The organism is Streptomyces sp. bgisy100 (assembly GCF_057709105.1).
The window spans coordinates 1-12,760 of the sequence record NZ_JBYITE010000090.1; the positions used below are offsets into that span (position 1 = coordinate 1).

Sequence of the window (12,760 nt, forward strand, 5' to 3'; positions counted from 1 at the left end):
CCAGGTCTCGACGGCCTGTGCCGTCGTTCCCGAGTGCTCCTCCAGGATCGTGAAGTGGTCCCCGGGCACCCCGACGACCGTGCTCGGCAGATCCCACCGGGCGTGCCAGACCTCGCCGGGCAGCTCCCGCAGGTCCTCCGAGAACGGGTCCCGGGCCTGCAGGAACAGTGTCGGCGTGCTGATCGGCTGCGCCGACCAGTCCATGAAGAGGCGGTTGTAGCCGCCCATCGCGGTGACGGTCGTATCGGTGATCGAGGAGTACGTGCCGTCGCGCAGCAGCACCCCGCCCATCATGGCGGACACCAGCTCGGTCCCCATCGCGTTGGTCGCGGCATAGCTGTCGACCAGGACGACCGCCTGCGCGGGCGTCCCGAGCTCCTCCAGCCGGTGCGCCACCGCGTGGGCGACCCAGCCGCCCGCCGACCGGCCGACGACCACGAACGGGTCGTCGCCGGCGCACCGGAGGGCCGCTTCGGCGTGCACCCGGGTCAGCGCCTCGACCGTCGCCGGCAGAGGTTCCCCCGGGGCGAACCCCGGCTCCGGCAGCACGTACACCTCCCGCCGGTCGCGGAAGGCGGCGGCGAAGTGGGCGTACTCGTGCGAGCCGGAGGTGGCACTGAAGGACGGCAGGCAGAGCAGCAGGGGGCGACGCTCGCCGCGGGAGAGCCGGATCGGGTCCGGGAGCGGGTCCGCGTCGTCCGGCGAGGAGAAGACCGGGCTGATCGAGGCGGCCGCGATGCCCAGTTGCAGCGCCTCGGTGATCTTTCCGTCCTCGCCGGCCTTCCGGTACAGCGACGCGATGGTCACCGGCTCCGGCTCGACCGCAACGGCTCGTGGGGGTGCGGCCGTCGGCTGTTCCGAGCCGGCCGGTGACGGTGCCTCGGCCCCGCCACCGACGCCGTCCTCCGCCAGCCGCGCCGCCACGTAGGCCACGAGCGCTCCGGGCGTCGCCTGGTCGAAGACGACCGTGGGCGGCAGCCGCAGACCGGTGACGGCGTTCAGCGCGTTGCGCAGTTCCACGGCGGTCAGCGAGTTGAACCCGGACTCCAGGAACGTGACGTCGGCCTGCACCTCGTCGGCGGACGCGTGTCCGAGCACGGTCGCCGCCTGGGCGCGGACGGTTTCGAGCAGCGCGGCGTCCCACTCGGTGGCGGGCAGCGCGGCCAGACGGGTCCGCAGGGCCCCCGCGTCGCCGTGTCCGCCATCGTGCACCGGCCGCTCCGGAACCCGCACCAGGCCGCGCAGCAGCGCGGGAACCCCGGCGGGCCAGGACTGGCGGCGCAGGGCCGGCACGTTCAGCCCCGCCGGTACCAGCAGCGCCCGGTCGGCGGCGAGCGCGGCGTCGAACAGCGCCAGTCCTTCGTCCGAGGTGAGCGGCGCCATTCCGGCCCGGGAGAGCCGCCGGGTGTCGACGTCGTCGAGCCCACCGGTCATGGTGCTGGTCTCCGCCCACGCCCCCCAGGCCAGGGAGACGCCGGGCAGGCCCTGGGCGCGCCGGTGCTGGGCCAGGGCGTCGAGGAAGGAGTTGGCCGCCGCGTAGTTGGCCTGCCCGGCGCCGCCGAGGACACCGGCCGCGGAGGAGAACAGCACGAAGGCCGACAGGTCGCGGTCGCGGGTCAGGTCGTGCAGGTGCAGCGCCGCGTCCACCTTCGGGCGCAGTACCGCGTCCAGACGCTCGGGCGTGAGCGCGGGCAGCACACCGTCGTCCAGGACACCCGCCGCGTGGATCACACCGGTGAGCGGGCGGTCGTCGGGGACGGTGTCCAGGAGCTGCGCGAGCGCCTCCCGGTCGGCGGCGTCGCAGGCCGCGACGGTCACCTCCGCGCCCAGTGCGGTGAGTTCGGCGGCGATGGCGGTCGCGCCGTCGGCCGCCGGTCCACGGCGGCCGGTGAGGATCAGCTGCCGTACGCCGTGCTCGGTGACCAGGTGGCGGGCGATCAGGGCACCGAGCGTCCCGGTGCCACCCGTGATCAGAACGGTGCCCTGCTCGCCGAACCGGGGCGGCCGGCCGGCTGCCCGGCCCGTGCCGCCACCGGGTTCGCGGCCGGGCGCGGCGGACGGGGCTTCGGCGCCGTACGCGGAGCGGGACCGGACCAGCCTGGGGACCCGCACCTCCCCGCCGCGCACCGCGAGTTGCGGCTCACCGGAGTCCACCGCGGCCCGTACGGCGCGCGCAGTGCCGGCAGGGCCGCCGGGGCCGTCCGGGTCGTCCACGTCGAGCAGCACCAGCCGGTCCGGGTTCTCCGACTGCGCGGAGCGCATCAGCCCCCACACGGTCGCCTCGGCCATGCCCGGTACGGCCTCGTCCTCGGCGGCCGCCACTCCACCGCGGGTGACCAGCACCAGGCGCGAGGAGGCGAACCGTTCGTCCCGGAGCCACGCCTGCACCAGGGCCAGGGTGTTGTGGGCGGCGGCCCGGGCGGCCTGCGCCCGCGCGGTGGTGACGGGTTCGTCGAGGGACCCGGCTCCCGTGACGTCGCACGGGGCCAGCACCACCCGCGGAACGTCGCCGCCGGCGCCGATCGCGTCACCCAGCGCCGCCAGGCCGCGGTAGCCGTCGAGCGCCGCCCCGGTCGCCGTGAGCGCCGACACCACGTCGGACGAACCGTCGCCCAGCACGGCCCACCGGCCGGAGGGCACCGTGCCGGACGCCGGAGCGGCCGGCTGCCACTCCACCTCGAACAGTGACTGCTGCCGTGCGGCGGCGAGCCGACCGGGCACGAGCGGACGGAGCGCCAGCGAGGCGACGGACGCCACCGGCCGCCCGTCATCGTCGGCGACCGCCAGGGCGATGCCGTCCCCGTCGGCCGCGGTCAGCCGGACCCGCAGCGCCGCGGAGCCGGAGCCGGGGCCGTGCAGTTGCACACCCGCCCAGACGAAGGGCAGGTGCGGCCGGCCGGTGTCCTCGACGAGTCCACCGAGGCCGATCGCGTGCAAGGCCGCGTCGAGCAGCGCCGGGTGCAGCGCGAAGGTGCCACCGGGTGCCGCCGCCTCACCGTCGAAGGCGATCTCGGCATACACCTCACCGTCCGCGATCCAGGCCCGCCGCAGCCCGCGGAATGCCGGGCCGTAGCCGAGTCCGGTCTCCTCCAGACGGTCGTAGTGGCCTTCCAGGTCCACTGCGACGGCGCCCTCGGGGGGCCAGACCTTCAGGTCGTACGTGGCCTCCTCCGTGGCGGGGGCCACGACACCGGCGGCGTGCCGGGTCCATTCCGCTCCGTCGTGCCCCTCCGTGCGCGAATGGACGGAGAGGGAGCGCCGGCCCGCGGCGTCGGGCGCGCCGAGGGACATCTGGAGGGGAACCCCGCCCCGGTCGGGCAGGATCAGCGGGGCCTCCAGAGTGAGTTCCTCGACGCGACCGCACCCGGCCTCGGCACCGGCCCGCATCGCCATTTCCACGAAGGCCGTGCCGGGCAGCAGCACGGTGTCCGTCACGGTGTGGTCGCTGAGCCAGGGGTGGACGTCGAGGCTCAGCCGGCCGGTGAACAGGTGCGTGTCCGCGTCCGCGACCCCGATCGCCACGTCCAGGAACGGGTGATCGGCCGGGAGGAGACCCGCCGACTCGACGTCACCACCGCGCTGCGTGGCGTCGAGCCAGTAGCGGCGGCGTTGGAAGGGGTAGGTGGGCAGGTCGACCCGACGCGCGCCAGTGCCCTCGAACACGGCGCCCCAGTCGACGTCGACACCCGCACACCAGGCCTCGGCCAGGGAAGTCAGCAGCCGCTCCCGGCCACCCTCACCCCGCCGCAGAGTGCCCACAGCCGTCACCTGGCGGTCGACTGCGTCAGCGGTCTCCTGCACCCCCATCAACAGCACCGGATGCGCACTGACCTCGATGAAGGTGCGGTGCCCCGATTCCAGCACACAGCGGGTTGCCTCGTCGAACCGCACCGTCTCCCGCAGATTCCGGTACCAGTACCCGCCATCCAGCTCCGCACCGTCGACCACACCACCGGTCAACGCCGAATAGAACGGCACCTGCCCCGACACCGGACGGATGGAGGCGAGCACCTCACGCAGCCGGTCCTCGATCTGCTCCACCTGCACCGAATGCGAGGCGTAATCCACCGGCACCATCCGCGCCCGCGCACCCTCGGCCTCCCACTGCGCCTGCAACACCTCCAGCACAGCACGCTCACCGGAGACCACCACACTCCCCGGACCATTCACTGCAGCAACCGAAACCGCAGGACCCGAATCCGCCAGAGCCTTGGTGACTTCATCGACCGGGAGCGCGACGGACAGCATCCCGCCATCCCCCGCCATCTCCGCGATCAAACGGCTCCGCAAGGCAACGATGCGGGCGCCGTCCTCCAGGCTCAACGCCCCCGCCACGCAGGCCGCGGCGATCTCGCCCTGGGAATGCCCGACCACCGCGGCAGGCTCCACACCATGCGAGCGCCATACCTCGGCGAGGGAGACCATCACCGCCCACAGCACCGGCTGGACCACATCCACCCGATCCAACGACGGGCTGCCGTCGACACCGCGCACCACATCCGTCAACGACCAACCCGTCAACGGATCCAGAAACCCACCACACTCCTCCATACGGTCCCGGAAGGCGGAGGAGGACTCCCACAGCTGCTCGGCCATCCCGGCCCACTGCGAACCCTGACCCGGGAACACCCACACCACACCAGCACTACCAGCTGTGGCCACACCGCGCACCACACCGGCACCGGCCTCACCAGCAGCCAACACCGACAGACCCGAAACCAACCCCTCACGACCGGCCCCCAACACCACCGCACGATGCTCCAGCACCGCACGGCCCCGCACCAGCGAATACCCCACATTCACCGGCGACAGCTCGGCATGGGCGCTGGTCAGGGTGTGCAGGCGGTCCGCCTGTGCGCGCAGTGCGTCCGCGCCGCGCGCCGACAGCGCCCAGGGGACGACCTCGGTGCCGGGAACGGTGCCCGACTCGACGGCGGTCGTGTCGGAGTCCGCAGTCGTCGGGTCCGACGGCTCGGTCGTCCGCGTGGATGTGCCGACCGGCGCGCCTTCGAGGATGACATGGGCGTTGGTGCCGCTGACCCCGAAGGCCGAGACGGCCGCCCGTCGGGGCTCGCCGGTCTCCGGCCAGGCCACCGGCTCGGTCAGCAACTGCACCGCGCCGGCCGACCAGTCCACATGGGGAGTCGGTTCGTCGACGTGCAGGGTCTGCGGCAGGATCCCGTGGCGCATCGCCATGACCATCTTGATGACGCCGGCGACACCTGCCGCTGCCTGGGCATGTCCCAGGTTCGACTTCACCGAGCCGAGGCGCAGCGGCCGGTCTTCCGGACGCCCCTGGCCGTAGGTGGCCAGCAGGGCCTGGGCCTCGATCGGGTCACCGAGTGCGGTTCCGGTGCCGTGCGCCTCGACGGCGTCCACCTGCTCGGCGGACAGCCGCGCGTTGGTGAGCGCCTGGCGGATCACGCGCTGCTGGGAGGGGCCGTTGGGGGCCGTCAGGCCGTTCGACGCACCGTCCTGGTTCACCGCCGAGCCCCGCACCACCGCCAGTACGGGGTGGCCGTTGCGGCGGGCGTCCGACAGCCGCTCCAGGAGGAGCATGCCGACGCCCTCGGCCCAGGCCGTACCGTCCGCGGCACCGGCGAACGCCTTGCACCGGCCGTCCGCCGCCAGACCCCGCTGACGGCTGAACTCCACGAAAGCGACCGGTGTCGACATCACCGTGACGCCGCCGGCGAGGGCCATCGTGCACTCGCCCTGCCGCAGCGACTGCGCCGCGAGGTGCAGGGCCACCAGCGACGACGAGCACGCGGTGTCGAGCGACACCGCCGGACCCTCCAGTCCGAGGGTGTAGGCGATACGGCCCGAGACGACGCTCCCGGCGTTGCCGCTGCCGAGCTGGCCCTCCACGGATTCGGGGAACCGGTCGAAGCGGGCGGCGTAGTCCTGTCCCATCACACCGGCGAACACGCCGACGGACCGGCCCCGGACGGACAGCGGGTCGACTCCGGCCCGTTCGAAGACCTCCCACGAGGCTTCGAGCAGCAGCCGCTGCTGCGGGTCCATCGCCAGCGCCTCACGCGGCGAGATCCCGAAGAACGCGGCGTCGAACTCCGCGGCATCGTGCAGAAAGCCGCCGTGGCGTACATAGCTCGTACCGGAGCGGTCGGGGTCCGGGTCGTAGAGGTTCTCCAGATCCCATCCACGGTCGGCGGGGAACGGGGTGACGGCGTCGGCTCCGCTGTCGATCAGGTGCCACAGATCCTCGGGAGTCCGTACGCCCGCCGGATAGCGGCAGCTCATGCCCACGATGACAACCGGGTCGTCGTCGGTGGCGACCGAGGCGGGTGCCTGGGCGGATCCCGCGGTGTCGGTGCCCGACAGTTCGGTGCCCAGGTGCCGGGCCAGGACGGCCGGTGAGGGATAGTCGAAGATGAGCGTGGCGGGCAGCCGCAGGCCGGTCGCGGCGGTGAGCCGGTTGCGGAGCTCGACGGCGGTCAGCGAGTCGAAGCCCAGGTCGCGGAAGGAGCGCTCTCCGTCGATCGCACCGGCGGAGGCGTGCCCGAGCACACCCGCGACATCGCCGCACACCAGGTCGAGAAGGGCACGCTCCCGCTGAGCCGGACTCAGTCCGGCGAATCCGCGGGGCCCGGAGGGCTCGTCGTGCTGTGCGACCCTGCGCTGCGGCGACGCGCCCCCGATCAGGCCGCGCAGCAGCGCCGGGACCTGTCCGGCCCGTACCTGCTCGCGCAGTCGCGCCGTGGTCAGCCGCATCGGAACCAGCAGGGGCGTCTCCACGGCACACGCCGTGTCGAGGAGCGCGAGCCCCTCCTCGTCGGAGAGTGCCTCGGCTCCGGTTCGCATCATCCGGTCGACGTCCGTGTCCGTCAGCCCGCCGGTGATGCCACTGGTCTGCTCCCACAACCCCCAGGCGAGCGACTGTCCGGCGAGGCCGAGCGCGCGGCGGTGGTGGGCGAGGGCGTCGAGGAAGGTGTTTGCCGCGGCGTAGTTGCCCTGTCCGGCCGCGCCGACGATGCCCGCGGCGGAGGAGAACAGCACGAACGCCGACAGGTCCAGGTTCCGTGTCAGGTCGTGAAGGTTGAGCGCGGCGTCGACCTTGGGGCGGAGCACCGTGGCCAGCCGCTCGGCGGTCAGGGATCCGATGACCCCGTCGTCCAGGACGCCTGCTGTGTGCACCACGCCGGTGAGGGGTGCGTCGGCCGGGATGTCCGCGAGGAGGGCGGCCAGGGCGGTGCGGTCCGCGGCATCGCACGCGGCGATGCGCACCTGCGCACCGAGACCGGTGAGCTCCTGCTGAAGCTCCGCAGCACCCGGCGCGTCGGCGCCGCGACGGCTGGTCAGCAGCAGGTGGCGCACCCCGTGTTCGGCCGCGAGGTGCCGGGCCACGGCCGAACCCAACGCGCCCGTACCACCGGTGACCAGGACCGTTCCCGCAGGATCCCACGCGGCCGGTGGCCCCGCGTCCGCGGACGGCGCGGTACGTGCCAGGCGCGGGACCCGAACCGTGCCCGCGCGAAGGGCGGCCTGCGGCTCGCCCGAGGCCACCAGCGCCGCCGGCAGACCGGTCGCCTCGACGGCGGTGTTCGCATCGGAGCCGGTGTCGAGGTCGATCAGTACGAACCGGTCGGGATTCTCCGACTGGGCCGACCGCACCAGCCCCCACACCGCGGCATGCGCCAGGTCCGCGACACCTTCGCCCGGATCAACCGCCACCGCGCCCCGCGTCACCACCACCAGGCGGGAGGACCCGAACCGCTCGTCCGCCAGCCACGACTGCAGCAGCGTCAAGGTGTGCCGGGTGGCCTCGAGCACGCGGGACGGCAGGGTGGCCGTCTCGGCGTCCTGCTCGGCGATCTCCACCCACACGATGTCCGGGGTCCGCAGGCCTCCGGCGTCGATACGGGCCCCGAGCTCGCTCAGGTCCGCATACCGCTGGACACCGGTTCCGGGGACGGCGGTTGAGCCGGAGGCGGGTTCGCCGGTGGCCTGCCCCAGCACGATCAGGCACTCGTCCGAGCCCGTGGGGGCCGGGTGCCGGGGCGTCGGCAGCGTCGCCCAGTCCACCCGGAACAGTGCGTCGCGTGGTGCGCCGTGCCCGGCCCCCAGCGTGTCCACCGCCACGGCGCGCATCGTCAGTTCGTCGACGCGGGCCACCGGGCGTCCGGCGTGATCCGTCAGGTCCAGGGAGACGGCGTTCGGCCCCGTGACGGACAGCCGGACGCGGACGGTGGCGGCGCCGGCCGTCCGCAACGACACGCCACGCCAGGAGAACGGCAGCCATGCCTGACGTTCCGCGCCGGAGGGGGCCTGCAGGAGTCCGCTCAGGCCGATCGCGTGCAGGGCGGCGTCGAGGAGTGCCGGGTGGATGCCGAAGGCACGGGCCTCGGCATCGGCCGCGTCCGGCAGGGCGACCTCCGCATGGACCTCGTTGCCGTGGCGCCAGAGTCCGCGCAGTCCGCGGAACACCGGTCCGTAGTCGTATCCGCTGTCGGCGAGGGACTCGTAGGCCCCTTCGATGTCCACCGCCGTGGATCCGTGCGGCGGCCAGACGGCAGGAGCAGCGGTGCCCTGTTCGTACGCCCCGGTCTCCGCGGGAGCGAGGAATCCGGTGGCGTGCCGCGTCCAGGCGGCGTCCTGGGAGGCGTCGACGAGCATGGGCTGCGGAGTGTCCGCGGCCGGCCGGGCGTACACCTCCAGCGAGCGCCGGCCGGTGTCATCGGCCGGGCCGACCGCGATCTGCACCTGCACCGCGCGCTCGGCGGGCAGGAGGAGGGGGGATTCGAGGGTGAGTTCGTCCACCCGGTCGCAGCCGACCGCGTCACCCGCGCGGAGGGCCCATTCGACGAACGCCGTGCCGGGCAGCAGTGCGGCGCCGGCCATGGCGTGGTCGGCCAGCCAGGGCTGAGCGTCGAGGGAGAGCCGTCCCGTCAGCACGGCTCCGTCGCTCCCGGCGAGCACGATGGCCGCTCCCAGGAGAGGGTGGTCCACGGATCCGAGGCCGGCGGAGGACACGTCCTCGGGACGGACGTCGGACGGCTTCGGCCAGTAGTGCTCGTGCTGGAAGGCGTAGGTCGGCAGGTCGATGCGGCGCGCACCGGTGCCCTTGAAGACCGTTTTCCAGTCGATGTCCATGCCGTGGACGTGCAGGCCGGAGACCGCGCCCAGGAGTGTTTCCGCCTCCGACCGGTCGCGGCGGAGTGCCGGGACGAGGAGTGCCCGGCTGTCGTCGGGGAGGCAGTCGCGGACCATGGCGGTGAGGACGCCGTCCGGGCCCAGTTCCAGGTAGCGCGAGACCCCTTCGGCGTGCAGGGTCTGAACACCGTCGGCGAACCGGACCGCCTCACGGACATGCCGCACCCAGTACTCGGGGGAACAGAGCTCTTCCGGGGTGGCGAGCGTGCCGGTGAGGTTGGAGACCACGGGAATGCGCGGAGCCTGGAACGACAGCTTCTCCGCCACGGAGCGGAAGGTGTCGAGCATGCCGTCCATGTGAGCCGAGTGGAAGGCATGGCTCACCCGCAGACGCGACGTCTTCACCCCGGCCGAGGTGAAGCGCTCGGCCACCGCGGTGACCGCGTCGCGGTCACCGGAGATGACCACCGACTGCGGGCCGTTGACCGCAGCGATCGACACACCTGCCGCATCGTGGAGCCGACTGCGCACCTCTGCTTCGGAGGTGGCGATGGCCACCATCGCCCCGCCCTCCGGCAGAGCCTGCATCAACCGGGCACGCGCCGCCACCAGCACCGCAGCATCGGCCAGCGACAGCACACCCGCCACATGGGCAGCCGTCAACTCGCCCACCGAATGACCGGCCACATACTCCGGCCGCACACCCAACGACTCCACCAAACGGAACAGAGCCACCTCAAGAGCAAACAACGCCGGCTGCGTGAAACCCGTCCGGTCCAACACCCCGGCGTCCGTGCCGAAGACCACACCCCGCAGCGGACGCTCCACATGCCGGTCCAGCTCACCACAGACAGCATCGAACGCCTCCGCGAACACCGGGAAACGGGTGTAGAGCTCGCGGCCCATCGACAGGCGCTGGGAACCCTGGCCGGTGAACAGCACCGCCGACTTCCCCGAACCCGCGATGTGTTCCACCAGTCCCGGAGCCGTGCTCCCGGACGCCAGAGCGGTCAGCGCGGCAAGGCCCGCCTCACGCCCGGACGCCACAACCGCGGCGCGGTGCTCCAGCACCGCACGCGATGTGGCCAGCGAATAGCCCACATCGGCGAGTGACAGTTCCGGCTCGGCCTGCAGCAGCGAGGCCAGGCGGCCCGCCTGCGCACGCAGCGCTTCCACGCTGCGCCCCGACAACACCCACGGCACCGCCGCGGGGGAAGCGCCGGCAGGAGTCGGTTCCGGGGCGTCGGTGGCCTCGGGTGCCTGTTCCAGGATGACGTGGGCGTTGGTGCCGCTCACGCCGAAGCCCGAGACGCCTGCTCGGCGTGGTTCGCCGGTCTCGGGCCAAGTGACGGCCTCGGTCAGCAGCTCTACCGCACCGGCCGACCAGTCGACCTTCGACGACGGCTGATCGACGTGGAGGGTCTGCGGGAGCACCCCGTGCCGCATGGCCTGAACCATCTTGATGACGCCCGCCACACCCGCGGCCGCCTGTGTGTGACCCAGGTTCGACTTCACCGAACCCAGACGCAACGGACGGCCGTCCGGGCGTCCCTGGCCGTAGGTGGCCAGCAGGGCCTGGGCCTCGATCGGGTCACCGAGTGCGGTTCCGGTGCCGTGCGCCTCGACGGCGTCCACCTGCTCGGGCGACAGTCCCGCGCTCTCCAGCGCCTGCCGGATGACGCGTTGCTGCGACGGACCGTTCGGCGCCGTCAACCCACTGGACGCACCGTCCTGATTGACCGCACTGCCGCGCACCACCGCAAGCACCGGATGACCGTTCCGACGAGCATCCGACAGCCGCTCCACCAGCAGCATCCCCACACCCTCGGCCCAACCCGTGCCATCCGCCGCATCCGCGAACGCCTTGCACCGACCATCCGCCGCCAGACCCCGCTGACGGCTGAACTCCACGAAAGCGCCGGGGGTGGCCATGACGGTGACGCCGCCGGCCAGGGCCATCGAGCAGTCGCCGCGGCGCAGCGCCTGGCAGGCGAGATGCAGGGTGACCAGGGACGAGGAGCACGCGGTGTCCACCGTGACGGCGGGCCCCTCCAGGCCGAGGGTGTACGCGACGCGGCCGGAGAGCACGCTGCCGGCGCTGCCGTTGCCCAGGAAGCCGTCTCCGCCACCGGGCGAACGCTCCACCAGTCCGGCATAGTCGTGGTACATGAGCCCGGCGAACACACCGACGCGGCTGCCGTGCACCGCCTGCGGGTCGATGCCCGCGCGCTCGAAGGCCTCCCACGACGCTTCCAGGATCAGGCGCTGCTGCGGGTCCATGGCCATCGCTTCACGCGGCGATATGCCGAAGAAGGCAGCATCGAAATGCGCGGCGCCGTCGAGGAATCCGCCTTCGTGCGTGTGGCTCGCGCCCGGTTTCTGCGGGTCGGAGCCGCGGAGTGCTGCCAGGTCCCAACCGCGGTCCGTGGGGAATTCCGCGACGCCGTCACGGCCTGCGGAGAGGAGCTCCCACAGGGCGTCGGGAGAGTCGACCCCGCCCGGGTAACGGCAGCTCATCCCCACAATGGCGATCGGTTCCGTCGATATTCTGGAAAGCTGCTGGTTCTGCTGCCGGAGCCGCTCGTTCTCCTTGAGAGAGGCCCGCAAAGCCTCGACGATCTTCTCGGTGGAAGTACTCACTTCATCCTCCGCATATGGCCTGGTGGTCTTCAGAACTGGGCATCGCCGAGTGCCCGCTGCACCAGGCTTTCCACGTTCAGTTCGTCGATGAGGTCCGACTCATCCGTTTCGGGAACCTCTTCGGTTCCGGAATCGGGTCGGGCGAGTTGCAGCAGTGCGTCGAGCAGGCCTGCCTGCTTGAATCGACTGACCGGAATGGATGCCAGTGCCGCCCGGAGTTCAGCGTCCTCCGGATCGGCCCCGGCGGCAGCACCGGAGGACGGGAAGAGCTGCTCCCGCAGGTATTCGGTGAGTGCCTGCGGGGTGGGATAGTCGAACATCAGGGTGGAGGGCAACCGCAGCCCGGTGGCCGCCCCCAGGGAATTCCGGAGCTCGACCGCGGTGAGCGAATCGAAGCCGACGTCCAGGAAGCCCGAACGCGCGGACACGGCGTCCGGTCGGGCATGCCCGAGGACCGCCGCGGCGTGGGTACGGACGAGGTCCAGGAGCACCCGGTCGCGGTCGGCTTCCGGCGTGGCGAGCAGGGCGTCCTGGACGGATTCCGGACCACGTCCGGCGGCCGCGGCGCGACGGGCCGGGACGCGCACCAGGGCGCGCAGCAGTGCGGGCAGGGCCCCTCGTGCAGCCAGGGCCGAGGCGTTGAGGTGCACCGGGGCGAGCACCGCCTCATCGGCTGCACGAGCCATGTCCAGCAGTTCCAGGGCCTCGGCTTCCGTCAGCGGACGCAGTCCGGCCCGCGTCATCCGCGCCACGTCGGCCTCCGACAGGCCGCCGGTCATGCCGCTGTCCTGGGCCCACAGGCCCCAGGCGAGGGACTGACCGGGCAGACCCTGGGCCCGACGATGCTGTGCCAGAGCGTCCAGGAGCGCGTTGGCGGCAGCGTAGTTGCCCTGCCCGGCCGCACCCAGCAGACCGGCCGCCGAGGAGAACAGCACGAACGCCGACAGGTCCATGTCCCGCGTCAGATCGTGCAGGTTCAGCGCCGCATCCACCTTCGGACGCAGGACGC

2 protein-coding genes are annotated in these 12,760 nt (G+C 72.6%); both read right to left on the minus strand.

The features are described from left to right. Window positions 1-11,751, minus strand: an 11,751-nt coding sequence (locus tag AC3EQ1_RS30850) for a type I polyketide synthase (RefSeq protein WP_432097608.1), incomplete at its 3' end; no start/stop codon positions are given. Between the two features lie 29 nt (window positions 11,752-11,780). Further along, window positions 11,781-12,760: acyl carrier protein (locus tag AC3EQ1_RS30855; RefSeq protein ID WP_432097609.1), on the minus strand; the 980-nt coding region annotated here is incomplete at its 5' end.